Annotated in this window: 17 protein-coding genes and 1 pseudogene; 12 read left to right on the top strand and 6 right to left on the bottom strand. The window is 63.9% G+C overall.

What is annotated here, in order from left to right; all coding sequences use genetic code 11:
- The first annotated feature begins 53 nt into the window (after window positions 1-53).
- The gene (gene htpG / locus LB556_RS18260) at window positions 54-1,940 is read left to right on the top strand and encodes a molecular chaperone HtpG (protein WP_224569136.1); all 1,887 of its coding nucleotides are present in this window, start codon (window positions 54-56) and stop codon (window positions 1,938-1,940) included.
- A gap of 78 nt (window positions 1,941-2,018) precedes the next feature.
- Here htpG and LB556_RS18255 read toward each other — a convergent pair whose 3' ends face one another.
- Entirely contained in the window at window positions 2,019-2,720 is a 702-nt protein-coding gene (locus LB556_RS18255) for an alpha/beta hydrolase (protein WP_224569135.1), read from the bottom strand.
- A gap of 186 nt (window positions 2,721-2,906) precedes the next feature.
- Between LB556_RS18255 and LB556_RS18250 the strand changes: the two genes are divergently transcribed.
- From LB556_RS18250 to LB556_RS18230, 5 genes are all read left to right on the top strand, one after another.
- Window positions 2,907-4,454: a winged helix-turn-helix domain-containing tetratricopeptide repeat protein gene (locus tag LB556_RS18250; RefSeq protein WP_224569134.1), complete on the top strand. Its 1,548-nt coding sequence runs from the start codon at window positions 2,907-2,909 to the stop codon at window positions 4,452-4,454.
- 213 nt (window positions 4,455-4,667) lie between these two features.
- Entirely contained in the window at window positions 4,668-5,546 is an 879-nt protein-coding gene (locus tag LB556_RS18245) for an ABC transporter permease (protein ID WP_224569133.1), read from the top strand.
- A 48-nt stretch (window positions 5,547-5,594) separates the two neighbouring features.
- A complete protein-coding gene (locus tag LB556_RS18240) occupies window positions 5,595-6,437 on the top strand; it encodes an ABC transporter permease (protein WP_224569132.1) in 843 nt (280 codons plus the stop codon).
- Window positions 6,434-7,576, top strand: a complete 1,143-nt coding sequence (locus LB556_RS18235) for an ABC transporter substrate-binding protein (protein ID WP_224569131.1) — start codon at window positions 6,434-6,436, stop codon at window positions 7,574-7,576. The genes LB556_RS18240 and LB556_RS18235 overlap by 4 nt, the downstream gene beginning before the upstream one ends.
- Complete coding sequence (locus tag LB556_RS18230; RefSeq protein WP_224569130.1) at window positions 7,569-8,732, top strand: ABC transporter ATP-binding protein; 1,164 nt, start codon at window positions 7,569-7,571, stop codon at window positions 8,730-8,732. The genes LB556_RS18235 and LB556_RS18230 overlap by 8 nt, the downstream gene beginning before the upstream one ends.
- A 192-nt stretch (window positions 8,733-8,924) precedes the next feature.
- On the opposite strand, the gene LB556_RS18225 is transcribed toward LB556_RS18230, so the two are convergent.
- Together LB556_RS18225 and LB556_RS18220 are read right to left on the bottom strand one after the other, a co-directional pair.
- Window positions 8,925-9,905, bottom strand: coding sequence for a GlxA family transcriptional regulator (locus LB556_RS18225; protein WP_224569129.1), 981 nt, complete (start codon window positions 9,903-9,905; stop codon window positions 8,925-8,927).
- A 173-nt stretch (window positions 9,906-10,078) separates the two neighbouring features.
- A complete protein-coding gene (locus LB556_RS18220; protein WP_411908597.1) occupies window positions 10,079-10,411 on the bottom strand; it encodes a hypothetical protein in 333 nt (110 codons plus the stop codon).
- A 257-nt stretch (window positions 10,412-10,668) separates the two neighbouring features.
- Between LB556_RS18220 and LB556_RS18215 the strand changes: the two genes are divergently transcribed.
- Window positions 10,669-11,109 carry a hypothetical protein gene (locus LB556_RS18215; protein WP_224569127.1) on the top strand — a complete coding sequence of 147 codons (441 nt, stop codon included), beginning with the start codon at window positions 10,669-10,671 and terminating at the stop codon, window positions 11,107-11,109.
- 70 nt (window positions 11,110-11,179) lie between these two features.
- Here LB556_RS18215 and LB556_RS18210 read toward each other — a convergent pair whose 3' ends face one another.
- Window positions 11,180-12,802 carry an ABC-F family ATP-binding cassette domain-containing protein gene (locus LB556_RS18210; RefSeq protein WP_224569126.1) on the bottom strand — a complete coding sequence of 541 codons (1,623 nt, stop codon included), beginning with the start codon at window positions 12,800-12,802 and terminating at the stop codon, window positions 11,180-11,182.
- 272 nt (window positions 12,803-13,074) lie between these two features.
- Between LB556_RS18210 and LB556_RS18205 the strand changes: the two are divergent.
- Both LB556_RS18205 and LB556_RS18200 read left to right on the top strand, forming a co-directional pair.
- Window positions 13,075-13,387 (top strand): annotated as a pseudogene (locus tag LB556_RS18205) (EthD family reductase).
- Between the two features lie 127 nt (window positions 13,388-13,514).
- Window positions 13,515-13,826 (top strand): hypothetical protein, encoded by a 312-nt coding sequence (locus LB556_RS18200; RefSeq protein WP_224569124.1) that lies wholly within the window; start codon window positions 13,515-13,517, stop codon window positions 13,824-13,826.
- 141 nt (window positions 13,827-13,967) lie between these two features.
- Here the strand turns inward: LB556_RS18200 and LB556_RS18195 are convergent, their stop codons facing one another.
- Window positions 13,968-14,567: a YdeI/OmpD-associated family protein gene (locus LB556_RS18195; protein ID WP_224569123.1), complete on the bottom strand. Its 600-nt coding sequence runs from the start codon at window positions 14,565-14,567 to the stop codon at window positions 13,968-13,970.
- Window positions 14,568-14,764: 197 nt separating this feature from the next.
- Between LB556_RS18195 and LB556_RS18190 the strand changes: the two genes are divergently transcribed.
- Window positions 14,765-15,109, top strand: coding sequence for a VOC family protein (locus LB556_RS18190; protein ID WP_224569122.1), 345 nt, complete (start codon window positions 14,765-14,767; stop codon window positions 15,107-15,109).
- Window positions 15,110-15,371: 262 nt separating this feature from the next.
- Complete coding sequence (locus tag LB556_RS18185) at window positions 15,372-15,803, top strand: type II toxin-antitoxin system VapC family toxin (RefSeq protein WP_224569121.1); 432 nt, start codon at window positions 15,372-15,374, stop codon at window positions 15,801-15,803.
- Between the two features lie 181 nt (window positions 15,804-15,984).
- Here LB556_RS18185 and LB556_RS18180 read toward each other — a convergent pair whose 3' ends face one another.
- Complete coding sequence (locus LB556_RS18180; RefSeq protein ID WP_224569120.1) at window positions 15,985-16,890, bottom strand: S1C family serine protease; 906 nt, start codon at window positions 16,888-16,890, stop codon at window positions 15,985-15,987.
- A 217-nt stretch (window positions 16,891-17,107) separates the two neighbouring features.
- Here LB556_RS18180 and yghU point away from each other — a divergent pair, with 217 nt between their 5' ends.
- Complete coding sequence (gene yghU, locus LB556_RS18175; RefSeq protein WP_224569119.1) at window positions 17,108-17,974, top strand: glutathione-dependent disulfide-bond oxidoreductase; 867 nt, start codon at window positions 17,108-17,110, stop codon at window positions 17,972-17,974.
- Window positions 17,975-18,008: the final 34 nt, after the last annotated feature.

The following is an 18,008-nucleotide window of genomic DNA, read 5'->3' as shown; positions in this document are numbered from 1 at the left end:
AGTCCCGGACGCGCCCTGGCGCGCGGGCGAATGAACAGCGTGGGAAACTCGGCATGACGACAGGCACAAAAGCGACGGAAACCAAGGCGTTCGAGGCGGATGTTTCGCGGCTGCTGCACATGATGGTGCACTCGGTCTATTCCGACAGGGACGTCTTCCTGCGCGAACTGATTTCCAACGCCGCCGACGCCTGCGAGAAGCTGCGCTTCGAAGCCGTCAGTCATCCGGAGTTGCTGGCCGACGATCCCAAGCCGCGCATCTCGATTTCGGCCGATCCCGACAGCAAGCAGATCACCGTCGAGGACAACGGCATCGGCATGAGCCGCGACGACATGACGGAGGCGCTGGGCACGATCGCCCGCTCGGGCACGCGCGCCTTCATCGAGCGCGTCGGCACCGGCACCGAGGACACGCAACTCATCGGCCAGTTCGGCGTCGGCTTCTACTCCGCCTTCATGGTGGCCGACCATGTCGACGTCATCAGCCGCCTGGCAGGCAGCGAGGAGGCCTGGCGCTGGTCCTCCGACGGCAAGGGCTCCTACGAGATCGCGCCGGCCCCGCTCGAGGCAGCACCCAGGCGCGGCACCCGCGTCGTGCTGCATCTCATGGACGACGCTGTGTCCTACACCGGCTCCTACCGGCTGGAGCAGCTGGCCAAGTCGCAGTCGGGCCACGTGCCGGTGCCGATCACGCTCATCGAAAAACCCGGCGCCGAGGCGCGCGACATCGCCGACGGCACGGCACTCTGGGTCAGGCCGAAGAGCGAGATCAAGCCGGAGGAATACACCGACTTCTATCGCGGCATCGCCGGCCAGTATGACGAGCCGGCCGCCACCATCCATTTCCGCGCCGAAGGCCGGCAGGAATACTCGGCGCTCGCCTTCGTGCCCGGCTCGCGTCCGTTCGATCTCTTCGACCAGGACCGCAAGGGCCGCTTGAAGCTCTATGTGCGCCGCGTCTTCATCACCGACGACGCCGACCTTTTGCCGCGCTATTTGCGCTTCGTGCGCGGGCTGGTCGATTCCGCCGACCTGCCGCTCAACGTCTCGCGCGAGATGATCCAGGAAAGCCCGCTGCTCGCCTCGATCCGCAAGGGCCTGACCAACCGCGTGCTCGGCGACCTCGCCAAGCTGGCCGAAAACGAGGCCGAGGCCTTTGCCAGGATCTGGGACAATTTCGGCGTCGTCCTCAAGGAAGGGCTCTACGAGGACCATGAGCGGCGCGAGCAATTGCTGAAGCTCGCCCGCTTCCGCTCGACCGCATCGGGCGAAGGCTGGCGCGGCCTTGCCGACTATGTCGCGGCGATGAAGGAAGGCCAGAAGGCGATCTTCTTCATGGCCGGCGACGACCGCGCCCGGCTCGAAGCCTCGCCGCAGCTCGAAGGCTTCAGGGCGCGCGGCATCGAGGTGCTGCTCCTCACCGACCCGGTCGACAGTTTCTGGACATCGATGGCGCCGGAATTCGACGGCAAGCCGTTCAGGTCGGTGACGCAGGGCGTGGCCGACCTTTCCGAGATCCCGCTGCTCGACGAGACAAAGAAGCCGGACACGGCGGCGACACCCGAGGTCGACGGCTTCCTGGCTTTCGTCAAATCAGCGCTTGGCGATGCCGTCTCGGACGTGAAGGCTTCCGACCGCCTGACCGAAAGCGCGGTCTGCCTAGTGGCTCCGGAACACGGTCCCGACCGGCAGTTCGAGCGGCTGCTCAACGCCGCCGGTCGCCTCGACAAGACGGCGAAACCCATCCTCGAAATCAATCCGCGGCATGAGCGCGTGCTGGCACTGGCCAGGCTCGGCGACGACGAGCAGTCCTTCAAGGACGACGCGGCGCATCTTCTCTACGACGAGGCGCGCGTGCTCGACGGCGACAAGCCGGCCGACGCCAAGGCGTTTTCGGAGCGCCTTGCCCGGCTGATCGAGCGCGGCATCTCGAAAGGCTGAGGCCGCGCTTCGCGGCTTGAACAGGAAAAGCCTGGGCGCCGCCAAGCGCCCAAGGCTTTTGATCTCGATCATGCCCGTTCAGTTCTTGCCGACACCGGCGGCGGCCTGCTCGATGAGCTTGGCGACAGATGCCGGATCGGAAACGTAGACCGCGTGGCTGCCGGGCACTTCCACCGTCGTCGCGCCGGCGCGCGTCGCCATCTGGCGCTGTGCCGGCGGCGGGATCATGTAGTCGTCGGTGGCGACGAGATACCAGCTCGGCTTCACCCTCCAGGCCGGCTTGGTGACCTTGCCTTCGAGTGCGGCCACGGCCCACGGCACCTGCGAGTCCGCCATGAAGGAGGCGAGCGAGGGACGGACGTCGGCGGCGAACGAGGCGGCGAACTTGGCCTTGTCGAGCATCAGGAAGCCGTCGACGGGCGGCAGGATCGGCGGCACGGCCGCACCTGGAGGCGGGTTGGCGATCAGCGTCGCGACCGACTCCCCGGCATCCGCGGCGAAGGCCGCGATGTAGACGACGGCCGAGACCTTGGGATCGGTGCCGGCTTCCGACACCACGACGCCGCCATAGGAGTGGCCGACCAGGATGACATTGCTTGGAGCGGCGGCGATGGCGCGCTTGGTGAAGGCGACGTCGTCGGCGAGCGAGGTGGTCGGGTTCTGCACGATGGCAACGTCGTAGCCATCCTTCTTGAGCTGATGATAAACCCCTTCCCAGCCGGAGCCATCGACGAAGCCGCCATGAACGAGGACGACGGAATTTGCTGCGTTGTTGGACATTTGAGTTCTCCTTTTCAAAATCGTTGTTTGCGTTGATTGCAGGAGGACTATGCGCCGGGGCCGGCGGGCTCGCTTTGAGGCGGCCTTCAGGACCTCTTGATTTTGTCTTGAGATGGCTTTGATTTTGCGCCCACGACACGGCTACAGTGTCCGGGTCAGCGTTTCCGCCCATCTGGAGCCAGCAATTTGCCGTATCTTTTCGAGGATTTCGCTCTGGACGGCGCCCGGCGCGAACTGCGTCGGGGCAACGAGCTGGTCCCGGTCGAGCCGCAGGTGTTCGACCTCTTGCAATATCTGATCCGCAATCGCGAGCGGGTGGTCAGCAAGGACGACCTGGTCGATGCGGTCTGGCAGGGGCGCATCGTCTCGGACGCCACGCTTGCCAGCCGCGTCAATGCCGCGCGCAGCGCCCTGCAGGACAATGGCGAGCAGCAGCGCCTCGTCCGCACCATCCTGCGTCGGGGCTTTCGCTTCGTCGGCACCGTGCGCGAGGAAGCCGGCGCCGTGGCGGCGCCGGTGGAGAAATCGAAGCCTGGCCTCGGCATTCCCGCCCGCCCCTCCATCGCCGTGCTGCCTTTCGTGAACATGAGCGGCGATGCGGATCAGGACTATTTCGCCGACGGCATGGTCGAGGACATCATAACCGGCCTGTCACGCATTCGCTGGCTGTTCGTGATCGCGCGGAACTCGAGCTTCACCTACAAGGGCCATGCCGTGGACGTGAAGCAGGTCGGGCGTGAACTCGGCGTGCGCTATGTGCTGGAAGGCTCGGTGCGCAAGGTTGGCAGCCGTGTGCGCATCACCGGCCAGCTGATCGACGCCGAGGACGGCAGTCATCTGTGGGCCGAACGCTACGACCGCGAGCTGACCGACGTGTTCGCGCTGCAGGACGAGATCACCGTCAGCGTGGTGGCGGCGATCGAGCCCAATTTGCGCCGAGCCGAGATCGAGCGCGTCAAGCGCCAGCGCCCCGACAGTCTCGACGCCTATGACCTTTTTCTGCGCGCCCTGCCCGACGTCTACACCTTCATGCCGCAGGGTGCGGCCAAGGGCCTGCCGCTGCTTTACCAGGCTCTGGCCATCGAGCCTAACTATGCGCTCGTCCACGGCTTTGCCGCTTGGGCGCATCAAACCCTTTTCATCCGCGGCGGCATGCTGGCGGAGCACCGCGAAAAGGCATCGCGCCATGCCCATGCGGCGATCGAGCATGGCTCGGGCGACGCCATGGCGCTGGCCCTGGCCGGCTTCACCATCGGCCTCGTCGAGCATGACCGAGGGCTGGCCGACGAGGCGTTCGCGCAGGCCCTGTCGCTCAGCGCCTCCTGCGCCTTCGTCTTTGCCTTCGGCTGCGTGCCGGTGGCCTATGGGGGCGACGCGGCGCGCGCCATCGACTGGTGCGAGCAGGCGATGCGGCTCTCTCCTCTCGATGCCATGATCTGCGTGCCGCAAGGCATCATCGGCTTCGGCAATTTCCTGTCCGGCCGGCACGAGCAGGCGATCGCGGCCGGCCGCAGGGCGGTCGAGCTGAACCCCGGCTTCAGCATCCTGCACGGCTGGCTGGCGGCACCGCTGGCGAGGCTCGGCCGGATCGAGGAGGCAAGAGCGTCGGCCGCACGGCTCCTGGCGCTCGACCCGCATTTCACCATCGGCCGCTGGGCCGCCGCCGTCGGAATTGCTCCTGGCATAATCGACGACGTCACCGATGCCCTGCGCGTCGCCGGCCTGCCGGACTAGAAAGCGATCTGCCGACAGCCAGGGACCAGATCCGACGGTCGAGCCCCAGGCATGGCATTGCGTCCGCCGATAAAGTCCGGTCGATCGCAGCCGAGGTCATGCGGATATATCCTTGGATCAATCGCCTGCTGTAGACATTGGGCCGCCAATCACCCAATCTTTGCCCGGGAACAAAAACAGGCGCTTCAAAGCAAGCGCGGACGTCGGGTGCTTATGAAACGACGATGGACATTGTATGATCCACGGCTTGCCTGGATGCTCGTCGCGCCGGTGCTCCTGCTGCTGATCTTTTTCCTGGTGCTGCCGATCGCCGTGATGGCGGCCTACACCTTCTTCACCTTCGTCACCGCCGGCGTGGAAACCAGCGCGCTGACGACCGCGAACTGGCACGAGTTCTTCACCGACAGCTATTATTCGGGCTTCCTCCTGAAGACGCTGCGGGTCGGCGCGATCACCGCGCTGCTCTGTGGGGTGCTCGGCTATTTCCCCGCCTATTTCATCTGGGCGACGACCTTCAGGCACAAATGGCTGCTGCTGCTTTTGCTGATCGTGCCGTTCTGGATCAGCTTCACCATCCGCACCTTTTCCTGGATCAACATCCTGGGCGAACAGGGCGTCATCAACGTCGCGCTGCTCAAAATGGGCGTCATCAACGAGCCGCTGCCGATGCTTTACAACGAAGGCGCGGTCATCCTGGGCATGCTGCACTTCCTGCTGCCCTACATGATCCTCAACGTCTATGTCAGCCTGGAGAGCATTGATCGCACGTTGATTTCGGCGGCCCGCTCGATGGGCTGCACGAGTGCGCAGGCGTTCCGCGAGGTCACGCTGCCGCTCTCGCTGCCCGGCCTGGCTGCGGGCCTGCTGCTCTGCTTCGTGCTGGCCGCCGGCAGCTATGTGACGCCGCAGCTTCTCGGCGCCGGACGCGATGCGCTGTTCGGCAACTTGATCTACGACACCATCATGGGCGAGCTGAACTGGCCGATGGGCGCCACGCTTTCGATCGTGCTGTTCCTCGTGCTCGGCTTCTTCGCCGCCGTCTACACCCGCTACATGGGCATGTCGCAGATCGTCAAAGGCCTTGGTGGATGAAGGGCTGGGGTGGATGAAGGGATTGGGGCGGATGAAAGTGCTCAGCGGATGAAGGCGGCGCGCCGCAAGCAGGAGGGCAGATGGGCCTGGCGGCTGACCGGCTTCGTCACGGTCTGCGTCTACATCTTCATGTTCGCGCCGATCGCGGCGACGGTGATCCTGTCGTTCAACGCCTCGATGTTCGGCGGCTTCCCGATGACTGGCTTCAGCCTGCAATGGTACGGCAAGCTGATGGCCAATGAGGCGGTGCTGGCCGCCTTCCGCACGTCCTTGTGGATCGCATTGGTTACCGCCGTCGTCACCACCGCTATCGGCGTCACCACCGCGTTTGCGCTGGTGCGCTTCGACTTTCGCGGCAAGCAGGCGCTCAGCACGCTGGTGATCCTGCCGGCACTGGTGCCAGAAACCATCCTCGGCGTTGGCCTGCTGGTGCTGATCAAGGCGGTCGACCAGCCCAGGACCATGCTGCTCCTGGTGCTCGGCCATATCCTGCTTGCCGTGCCCTATGTGGTGCTGATCGCCCAGGCGCGCATGATCGGCATAAGGCGCGTCTATGAGGAGGCGGCACTTTCGCTCGGAGCCTCTAGGCTTTCGTCCTTCCGCGAGATCACGCTGCCGCTGCTGATCCCGGCCGTGGCGGGCGGTGCGTTGCTCGCCTTCACCATCTCCTTCGACAACACCTCGGCCAGCCTGTTCTGGCGGCCGGCAGGCGTCGAGACCATGCCCACCCAGATCCTTTCCATGCTCAAGATTTCGATCAGTCCGGAGATCAACGCGCTCGGCACCGTGATGATCCTGGTGACCGTCGGCATTCCGCTTGTCGGCGGCCTGATCCTGCAAAGCCTGACAAAACTGAGAAGACGTGGCGAACCAAAGGAGGAAACACAATGAAACTCACCACAACCAAGCGGCTGGAACGGCTGCACGATCGATATGCCAACGGCGACCTGAGCCGCCGCACGTTCCTGACACTGACCGCCGCCGCGGCGGCATCGGCAGGCCTTTCCATGCCGTGGATGGGCCGGGCGCTCGCCGCCGTCCAGGAAGTGCGCTTCGACGGTTGGGGCGGCACAGTGCAGGACGCGATCGACAAATATGCCTTCCAGCCCTACACGGCCAAGACCAAGATCAAGGTGGTCCAGGGCACGTTCGGCGACGAGGACGAGATCATCACCAAGATCAAGACCGCCAAGCCCGGCGACTACCAGGTGATCCACTCTTCCGGCGTCAACTACTACATCAAGTATGTGAACGCCGGCCTGACCTCGGAGATCAACGAAGCCAACATTCCCAACATGGCGAACGTGCTGCAGCCAATGATCGAGCCGTTCCGTAAGCTGACGCCAAAGCTTTCGGCCGTGCCCTACGACTACGGCACGACGGGCATCGCCTACAACACCAAGGTGATCTCTCCGGAGGAAGCCAAGGAAAAGGGCGCGGCACTGCTGCTCGACAAGAAATATGCCGGCAAGGTCGGCGGCTATTCCGACATGACGACGCGCGTCTGGTACGCCGCGCTTGCCACCGGCCAGGACCCCAACAACATCAAGGACATGGACACGATCTGGGCCAAGGTGCGCGAGACGCGCGACCTCGCCAAGAAGTTCTGGAGCTCCGGAGCGGAGCTGATGGACCTGCTTTCCAAGGGCGAGATCGTGGTGACCGACGCATGGTCGGGCCGCGTCGCCGCGCTGCAGGACCAGGGCCATCCGATCGGCTATCTCGATCCGGCCGGCTCCTACGCCTGGATGGAGGACATGCTGATCCTGAAGGGCTCGCCGATGGCCGAGTGCGAGGAACTCATCAACTTCATGCTCGACCCGGCGACCTCGATCGCGGTGGCCGAGGGCCAGAGCTATCCGCCGTCGCTCGACCCCAACAAGGTCAAGCTGACCGACAAGATCGAGAAGCTGCCGGCGTTCGACAAGACCGGCACCATGACGTCGCTGACCTTCGCGGACCCGACCTACTGGGCAACCAACGAGGACGCCTGGACCAAGCAGTGGAACAGGATCTCCAAAGGTGCCTGACAGCCAGGACACGACACTCGACCCCCGGCCTGTCCTGGCCGGGGCGGCCGGCGCGAGCGCGGCCGCCGAGGCGAACAGCCCGGCGGTCGAGTTCCGCGACATCGACATCGCCTACGGCAAGTTCGTCGCGGTGCGGGATTTCTCGCTCTCGATCGCCAAGGGCAGTTTCGTCACCTTGCTCGGACCCTCGGGCTGCGGCAAGACGACGATCCTGCGCTCCATCGCCGGCCTGGTCGACATTTCGGGCGGCCAGATCATGATCGGCGGGCGGCGGGTCGACGACATCCCGATCTACAAGCGCAACATCGGGCTGGTCTTCCAGAGCTACGCGCTGTTCCCGCACAAGAACGTGTTCGACAACGTCGCCTTCGGCCTGAAGTACCGCAATGTGCCGAAGCCCGAGATCGCCCGCAAGGTCGGCAGGGCGCTCGAAATGGTGCGGCTGCCGGGCAGCGAGAAAAAGCTGCCGTCGCAGCTGTCGGGCGGGCAGCAGCAGCGCATAGCTCTCGCCCGCGCCATTGTCTTCGAGCCGCAGGTGCTGCTGCTGGATGAGCCGCTGTCGGCGCTGGACGCCAACATGCGCGAGGAGATGCGCGTCGAGATCAAGAAGATCCAGAAGGAAACCGGCATCACCGCCATCTTCGTCACCCACGACCAGGAGGAAGCGCTCTCCATGTCGGACCGCATCGTGGTGATGAACGCCGGCGCGATGGAGCAGATCGGCACGCCAGAGGAGGTCTACGAGACGCCGGCCACGGCCTTCGTCGCCGACTTCCTTGGCAAGGCCAACATGCTTGCCGGAACCGTGCACGGATCCGACCGAAAGACGGCGGTGGTGGTGCTTGCCAGCGGCCAGACGATCAACGCCGCCTGTCCGAGGCCGCTCGCCGGCGGCAGCAAGGTCACCGTCGTCGTGCGGCCACAGAAACTGTCGGTCGGTGCCGCGGCAAGCGCCAACCGGCTGTCCGGCCGCGTCGTCTCCGCCTCGTATCTGGGCGGCAGCGCCATCTACGAGATCGACATCGGCGGCAAGGCGAACCTGCGCGCCAACGCGCCGATCGCAGGCCGCGTCCTTCGCGAAGGCGAGACGGTCGACCTCGGATTCGACCCCGAGGGCTGCGTCCTGCTCGACGAGCGCGGGCAGCGGATTTCCTAGAGCAATTCCAGGAAAAGTGCGTAGCGGTTTTCCGTCCGGAATTGCGTGAAAACAAAGAGTTGGAGCATGATGCCGAAAAATGTAAAGCGTTCCGACGACATTATGCTCTTTCCATCTGATTCGGTTCGGATTCAGAGGTAGACTCGACCTGAAATCATCCGGCTCCAGGCGCCGCCCTTCACATCGCGGATTTCATTGCATCGCCGCGCCATCGGGTATCCGGTTCGGATGCCTGAGATGGGTTGGTGTGATGCCGGTCTGCTGGCGGAACACACGGCTGAAATGGCCGGCATTGGTGAAGCCGCAGCGGTAGGCGATTTCGCCGATCTGCAGGTCGCTGCCTTCCAGGAGCGACTTCGCATGATGCACGCGTAACGCCAGATAACAGGCCATTGGACCGGTGCCGAGTTCGGCGCCGAAGAGACGCTCGAGCTGGCGCCGCGAGCAATTCACGCGGCTTGCGATCTCGGCGACCGACAGCGTCTCCTGGAGGCTGCTCTCCATCAACAGCAAAGCGCGCTTCACCGCGCGGCTCGATGCTTCCGGATACAGGTCGCCCACCGGCTGCACGTCCCTGCTGCTCCTGATCCGGTCGAGCACGAGGATCTTGGCGGCCTTTTGCGCTGCCTTCTGGCCGATGAACTGGGACACGAAGTGACCCGCGAGGTCGGCCGCTCCCGTGCCGCCCGCGCATGTCGCGCGGCCCCGGTCGACGGAAAACAGGCTGTCGGCATGGGCGTTCACTTCCGGGAACCGGGTCCGAAAATCCTTGATGTGGAACCAGCTGACGGCGGCACTGTAGCCATCGAGCAGGCCGTAGCGCGCCAGCACGAAGCTTCCCGTGCACAGCGCCGTCAGCGGCACCCCCTTGCCGGCGGCCCGCAACAGGAAGGCCTCCTTCTCGGAACTCAAGGCACGGTTGGTGTCGAGCAGGCCGCCGACCACCACGACATTGTCGAAATCCTCCGGATTGCCGATCCCCTTGGTCGGCAGCAGTTCGACACCGCAACTCGCCCGGATCGGCAGGCCGCGTTCACCGACGATCTCCCAGTCGAATTCTATCCTGCGGCTGCGGTCGCCCTCATCGCCCGCCAGCCGCAGCGTGTCGATGAACAGCGACAGCGGCGACAGGGTGAAGTCGCGAACCAGCAGAAACGCAAACCGCCTAGCCATTGTTGTTCGGAACCGTATCTATGCTTTGACCTGATAGCTTAAACGGGAAAGGACGATGCGCCAAAGCGCGAAGGTTGCAACACGTTCGAGGCGGAAGGCTTGCTGCTTTGGAAGCTACTCCGGGAAAGCGTGTAACGGTTTTCGTCGAGGATCGCGTCAGCACCCGTCACCGATCATGGATATTTCACCTTGTCTGGGCTGGCGGCGCCCATATCACCTTGCAATTCCTTCGGCAGGGGAAGGCTGGAACATTGCAGGTGCAGGTCGCGGGCGAGCAGCCTTCGTTGCTTCTGCTCATGCTCCTTGGTGGCGGCGATGATCCCCAACCCGTACGGGCCAAGTGCCGCGAATTCCCACCCTGGATGCGTTTTCTCGCGGACCGCGTAGTCCGACGCCGCCGCCCGGGCCCGCTGGCATTGCGGCGTCGCCCATTTCTGGTCCTGCTGCGAAAGAGAGGTTCCATAATCGACCGGAGATGTCGCGCATCCGGCCATCGCCGCGGCCAATGCGGACGCTGCGAGTCCCGTCGCAATTCTCATCCCGAACCCCTTTGCCAGCCGCCATGGAGAGTACACGGACGTCTCCATCCCACAAGAAGACCTCCGCGACCAGAGAGCCCGGCCTTGTTTCGTGGTGGTCTTCCGCCGCCGGATTGGACCGCGGCTTGGAACCAATGATGGGCGAGACTGTTCAGTTGTAACTTTGACACCACGCTGACATTCTTGCCGGCGGGCAAGGCGGGCCACCTTCAGGAGTTCCCATCATGACCATTTCGTCCGGATTTCGTTCAATCGCGGTTGCCGCCATCGCCATCGCGGGCGTCAGCGTCGCCAGTGCCGCGCATGCCGACAGCGGTACGATCCGCTTTTCCGTCTACAAGGCTGCCTTCTTCGTCGGCGGTTCCGGCGGCGAAGGCACCTTCACCTTCCACGGCAAAACCTATCCGATCTCGATCGGCGGCGTCTCGGGCGGCCTCGCCTTCGGCGTTTCCAAGACCTATTTCCGCGGCACCGTGCGCCACATCAGGCGCGTGCGGGACGTGACCGGCGTATACGGCGCTGCCGGCGGCGGCGGCACGCTCGGCAGAGGCGCCCAGGTGATTGTGATGACCAACGACAGGGGCGCACAGCTCGAACTCACCGGCAAGCAGGTCGGCCTGCAGGTCAACGCCGACCTGAGCGGCATGGCCATCTCGCTGAGATAAGCCGTCGCCCCATCGAGGCGCGTCGCGGTGGATCATGCGACGCGCCCGGGCGCATGGTCCGGGCCTGCAATCAGCTCCTCAGGCCCGGCGCTTCCTGTCCCGTGCGCTCGACATATTCCGTGTAGCCGCCGCCATAGGTGTGGATGCCTTCGGGCGTCAGCTCTAGCACGCGGTTCGAAAGCGCGGCCAGGAAATGCCGGTCGTGCGAGACGAACAGCATCGTGCCTTCGTACTGCGACAGAGCCTCGATCAGCATCTGCTTGGTGGTGATGTCGAGGTGGTTGGTCGGCTCGTCCAGAACCAGGAGGTTGGGCGGGTCGAACAGCATCAACGCCATCACCAGCCGCGCCTTCTCGCCGCCCGACAGCACCCGGCATTTCTTCTCGATCTCGTCTCCCGAAAAGCCGAAGCAGCCGGCGAGTGCCCGAAGCGGCGCCTGGCCGGCCTGCGGAAAATTGTCCTCCAGCGTCTGGAACACGGTTCGCTCGCCTTCGAGCAGCTCCATGGCATGCTGGGCGAAATAGCCCATTTTCACGCTCGGCCCCCGCGCCACAGTACCGGTATCGGGGTCGGAAGCGCCCGCCACCAGCTTCAGGAGCGTCGATTTGCCCGCGCCGTTGACGCCCATGATGCACCAGCGCTCGCGGCGGCGGACCTGGAAGTCGAGCCCCTCATAGATGGTGCGGCTGCCATAGGCCTTGTGGACGTTCTTCAAGGTGACGACATCCTCGCCGCAGCGCGGCGCCGGCTGGAATTCGAAATTCACCACCTGGCGGCGCTTGGGCGGCTCGACGCGATCGATCTTGTCAAGCTTCTTCACCCGGCTCTGCACCTGCGCGGCGTGCGAGGCGCGCGCCTTGAAGCGTTCGATGAAGGCGATCTCCTTGGCCAGCATCGCCTGCTGGCGCTCGAACTGCGCCTGCTGCTGCTTGTCGGCGATCGCGCGCTGCTGCTGGTAGAATTCGTAATTGCCGGAATAGGCGGTGAGCGAACCGGCGTCGATCTCGACGATCTTGTTGACGATGCGGTTCATGAATTCGCGGTCGTGCGAGGTCATCAGCAGCGCGCCGTCATAGCCCTTCAAAAACTGTTCGAGCCAGATCAGGCTTTCCAGGTCGAGATGGTTGGACGGTTCGTCGAGCAGCATGACGTCGGGCCGCATCAGCAGGATGCGGGCCAGCGCCACACGCATCTTCCAGCCGCCCGACAGCTTGCCGACATCGCCGTCCATCATCTCCTGGCTGAAGCCGAGGCCGTCCAGCACTTCGCGCGCGCGTCCGTCCAGCGCATAGCCGTCGAGTTCCTCGAAGCGGTGCTGCGCCTCGCCATATTTTTCGATGATCTCGTCCATCTTGTCGGCCTGGTCGGGATCGGCCATGGCAGCCTCGAGTTCCGCCATCTCGGCGGCGACCTCGCTCACCGGCCCGGCGCCGTTCATCACCTCGGCCACCGCGCTGTGGCCCGCCATGTCGCCGACATCCTGGCTGAAATAGCCGATGGTGACGCCGCGATCGACCTGCACCTGGCCCTCGTCGGGCTGCTCCTGGCCCGTGATCATGCGAAACAGCGTCGTCTTGCCGGCGCCGTTCGGCCCGACCAGGCCGACCTTCTCGCCCTTCTGCAGGGAGGCCGACGCCTCGATGAAGACAAGCTGACGGCCGTTCTGCTTGCCGATGTTTTCCAGTCTGATCATGGGAATTCCAGGGGTATCGATGCGGAATTGGGATTTGCCCGCGCCCTTACGCGAATGACGATGCCGGGGGAAGAGGCAGAAGCGCCGCAGATGCCTGGCGGGGCGCGAGGCGCCGATCTCCTCGGTGGTGGGAAATCGGCTGTTGCACAGCTGCTCACCCCGGCCCGCGTACATAAAAATCGACCGGCGGTCGAAATCCGCCTTTGCCGAACGACTTTGACGCGGCGGCCTGCACGGCCCGACCAGCAACACCAACAGACAGGACCACCACGATGGCCAAGATGCTCGTGATCTACAAAACCCCGGCCGATCCGGCCGCGTTCGACCGGCACTATTTCGAGGTCCATATACCGCTGGCCAAGAAGCTTCCCGGCTTGCGGCGCTACGATGTCAGCAGGCGGCCCATGATCAAGCTCTCGGCGGGAGAGATGCCTTATCTGGTGGGGACATTGTATTTCGACAGCCTCGACGACATCCGCGCCGCATTCGCCAGCGAAATCGGCGCTGCATGTGCCGTCGACCGGCGGATATTGGCCGGGCGACGACGATCTGACGATGCTGCTGTTCGACGCCGACGAAGTGTGACCCCGGCCTCCAGACACACTCCAGAAACAAGATTCAACATCCGGGAAAAACTGGCGAAAAGATCGTCTGCGATAACCATCCCGTGGCGGCCGGACAGCGCCCGCCGGACAACGCCGAGGAGCCTGCAATGCAACGACGTTTGACCGGATGGATGGGTGCGCTGACTGGCATTTCGCTTGCCATGCTCGCGGTCGCGCAGTCGGGCGCGGAGGCGGCGGTCACCCGGAGCGAATATTGCAGCCGGCTCGGTCTTCAACTCGACGGCGCCATCCAGACCAAGGCCAAACCCGGTGCAAGTGCCGGCCAGATCGCAGCGGCAACGGCACTGCAGGACAAGGCGAACCGGTTTTGTGCCGAACGCAAGCAAGCGCAAGGGATCCGGACCTACGCCAACGCCTTGAAGCTTCTGGGTGTGACGCCGGTAGACCTCGACCAGTGACGACCACCATCAACCCCGAAAGGCGCCACCAGGCACGGTTGCCGCCAGGCGCGAAGCCGGAGCCCGCACGCTCGCCGCCTTGAACCGCGACCTTGGCGAGACGCCGTTCTTCACCGGCCCGCGTTCGGGCGCCTGAACAATCTATTTCTTCCCCTGCGGATAGATCGTCTCGCCGCGCTTCAGCATCGCGACGAAGGCTTCGATTTTCTTCCTGCGCCCGGCTTCGGTCTTCATGTTATGGGTGCGGAAGGCGAGCGAGAAGCGGTTCTGCGCGCTCAGCTTGTCCAGCATCGCCTTGGCCGCCGGCTCGGCGTCGATCGCCGCCTGAAGATCGTCGGGGATTTTCATCTCCTTGCCGCTGGCATAGGCGCGCGCCCAGCGCCCGTCGGCCTTGGCGGCCTCGACCTCTCTCAGCCCGTGCTCGGTCATGCGGCCTTCTTCGACCAGCCGCGCGACATTGTCGACGTTGATCCTGCTCCAGACGCTTTTCCTGCCGCGCGGCGTGTAGCGTTGCAGGAAGCTCTTCTCGTCCAGCCCCTTGCGCACGGCGTCGATCCAGCCGAAGCACAGCACGACGTCGATGGCTTCCTTCGGCTTGATCGACTTCAGTCCCGACCCCACCTTGTGAATCTTGATCCACACTTCGGTTTCGGCGGCGTGATGCTCGCTGAGCCAGGCGTAAAAGCTCGCCGCGTCGGGAAATTCCCGCACCTTGTCGGGGTCGACCTTGACCGGCGCCATCACTGCGCCTGCCCGGTCAGTATCGTTGTCACTGGCGCCGCTGTCATCTCGCCTCCGCCATCATGCGATTCCCGGCATCATGATGACATGTTTCACAGCCAATTTTCGACAGCAGTAGGGCACGCTGCCGTCACGCGATGGAACACGCCATCCATCGCCGCGTTCCGGCAACAGTGCAATCGCCATGGAGGATCGCGATGGCCGTGCAGACCATTTTCGCCCATGTCAGTTGCTCCGACCTTGTGGTCAGTATCGGCTGGTACGAGAAGCTCTTCGGCAAACCGCCGCTGCGCCGGCCGATGCCAGGGCTGGCCGAATGGCAGTTCACGGAAAGCGCCGAAGTGCAGCTTTTTGAGGACAAGCAAAAAGCCGGCGCCTCGACGCTGACGCTCGGCGTCCTGCCTTTGGCGCCCGAGCGGCAGAGACTGGTGGATGCAGGCCTCAAACCCGGTCCGATCGAGAAAGCCGACGATTTCTGGATCATGCGCATGCGCGATCCCGACGGCAATCTGGTGGTGTTCGCGAGTGCGGAACGGGAATAGAAGCAGACGTTTCCAATTTTAAAGCCCCTTCTCCGAGCATGAAAAATCGCCTATATTTTCGCATATGATCAAGACAAGCGCAGCATCGACCCTGACAGTCCGGAACGCGAAGACCGGAAAGTCTGTGACCGTCCGTGGCGCTGGGTCGCTGAAGGGCAGCAAGTTCGCGATCAAGAAGAGTGTGGACCTGACGAAGCCCATTGCCAAACAAGCCCTTGGGGGTAGTTCCAAGGCTCCGAAGCATGCGGCCAAAGGCTGAGCGTTGCCGGGCATCCTGCTCGACACGCATGTTCTTTATTGGCTGGTGAGCGGAATTGAACCGCTTTCAGATGAAGCGTTGATAACTATCGGCGAGAATCAAGAGATCGGCACCCTCTACGTTTCACCCATCACCGCATGGGAATTGGCAATCGCGGCTCGAAAGCCGGTCCATAAGAATCCACCCGACCTCGGTGCCAATTCCCCTGCTCGCTGGTTTTCAGCCGCTGTCGAGGCGACGGCGGCGAAGATCATTCCAATCAAACAGCGGATAGCGATAGAGGCAGCCGCTGTAGTCACGGCCACGGGACACAAAGATCCCGGCGACTGCTATCTGATCGCCACCGCCCGGATACGCAAGATTCCCATCATGACGCGGGACGCTGTGATGCGAAGGCTCGCCGCACCGGATTACCTTGAAATCGTTGACTGCTGATCCCTTTTCTGGGTAGTTGCGACCATCGGCATCTCCGATGACACCATCGGTTTCTTCCGTTTCCGCTTTCCGCATCGACCTGCCAATCCCTCGGCGGCACGCGTGATGTTGCGGCTGCGTGCCAACCGCGAAGAAGGTCTTGAGCAGTCTTGGATGCATTGGTTGGCTGAGAACGCCCGATCTACTGCAGCTGCGGCTTCTTCAGGAAACTGCCCCGGTCGGCGGACTTGACGCGCAGCCAGGTCTCGCGGCCGTCGCGCACCACCCGCATCGGGATCTCGGCACCGGCCGAGCCGCTTTCCCACAGCTTGCGATAGAAATCGGCGAGCCCGTCGACCGCGCCGTCGCGAACCTCGGAAATGACGTCGCCTTCGCGCAGGCCCGCCTTGGCGGCCGGGCCACCCTCGGTCACGCTCATCACCACGACCCTGCCATCGCTTTCCGCCGACAGCGCGCCAAGCCACGGGCGCGGCGGCTTGTCCACCTGGCCACGGGTCAGAAGATCGTCAAGGATCGGCGGCAGCAGGTCGATCGGCACCACCATGTTGATATCGGCGACCTCGCCGGCGCGGCTCATCTGCAGGCGCAGCGAACCGATGCCGAGCAGCGTGCCCGCGGCGCTGAACAATGGCGCGCCGCCCCACGACGGATGCGCCGGCGCGATGAAGATCGCCTCGTCGAGCAGGTACTCCCAATAGCCGGCGAATTCCTGCTTGGTGACGATCCTGGCCTCGACCGCCCGGCCGATGCCGTCGGCAAGCACCACCGCGTCGCCGACCCTGGCCTTGCCCGCATCGCCCAGCGCCACGGCCGGCAGATCGGTCGGCGCCAGCGCCTGGACCAGGCCGAAACCCGATTCCTGGTCGTAGGCCAGCGCATGCGCGGGGATGACGCGGCCGTCATGCGAGGTCAGCCAGACCTCCTCCGCCTCGGTGATGAGATAACCGATGGTCAGCACCAGCCCGTCGTCGCGGATGACGACGCCGCTGCCTTCCCTGAGCGTGCCGAGTGCCCCGGCCGTGAAGGCATCCTCCGGAACGGTCGCCCGCACGGCAACGACGGAGCGCGGATTGGGATTGATGGTCATGACTTTGTCCTGCAATGCGAATGCCTGGCGCGGCCTGTTCTATACGTATGCCACGCAGGAGGAGACACAAGAGGCAGCGTGCCGGCCTTCTCTCCTTTGGGAGCAGACAGAACCGCGCCACGCCGACAATAGTTCAAAGTAAGTTGAACTTTGCGGCTGGGAACCCTAGCTGTATGTCGACGTGCAATTTTTTTCCCCCACGACACGAGGCCGCGTAATGACCGAATACACCCCGCCGAAAGTATGGACCTGGAACAAGGGCAATGGCGGCGCCTTTGCCAGCATCAACCGGCCGATCGCTGGCCCGACGCATGACAAGGAATTGCCCGTCGGCAAGCACCCGCTGCAGCTTTATTCCCTGGCGACGCCGAACGGCGTCAAGGTAACGGGAATGCTCGAAGAGCTCCTGGCGCTTGGCCACGAGGGCGCCGAATACGACGCCTGGCTGATCCGCATCAACGATGGCGACCAGTTCGGCAGTGGCTTTGTCGAGGCCAATCCCAATTCCAAGATTCCCGCGCTTATGGATCGCAGCGGCAAGACCCCGGTGCGCGTCTTCGAATCCGGCTCGATCCTGGTCTATCTCGCCGAGAAATTCGGCGAATTCCTGCCGACCGAACAGCCGGCCCGTGCCGAAGTGCTCTCCTGGCTGTTCTGGCAGATGGGCTCGGCGCCTTATCTGGGCGGCGGTTTCGGCCATTTCTACGCCTACGCGCCGGAGAAGATCGAATACGCCATCGACCGCTTCTCGATGGAGGTGAAACGCCAGCTCGACGTGCTCGACCGGCGGCTGGGCGAGGTGGAATATCTCGGCGGCAAGGATTACACCATCGCCGATATGGCGGTCTGGCCCTGGTATGGCGGGCTGGCGCTCGGCCGGCAGTATAATGATTCCGCCACCTTCCTGTCGGTGCAGGATTACAAGAACGTGCAGCGCTGGGCGAAGGCGATCGACCAGCGCCCGGCGGTCAAGCGTGGCCGCATGGTCAACCGCGCCTTCGGCGAACCGGCCCTGCAGTTGCATGAACGCCACGATGCCAGTGATTTCGATACAAAAACGCAGGACAAGCTCGCCGCCGAGTAAATTCCGGACTTGGCCGGCGCCAAAAAGCCCATCC

This window comes from Mesorhizobium sp. ES1-4, assembly GCF_020164745.1.
In the GTDB taxonomy this organism is placed as follows: Bacteria; Pseudomonadota; Alphaproteobacteria; order Rhizobiales; family Rhizobiaceae; genus Mesorhizobium.
The sequence above is the reverse complement of the archived record's forward strand: the minus strand, read 5'-3'. Positions and strand labels throughout refer to the sequence as shown.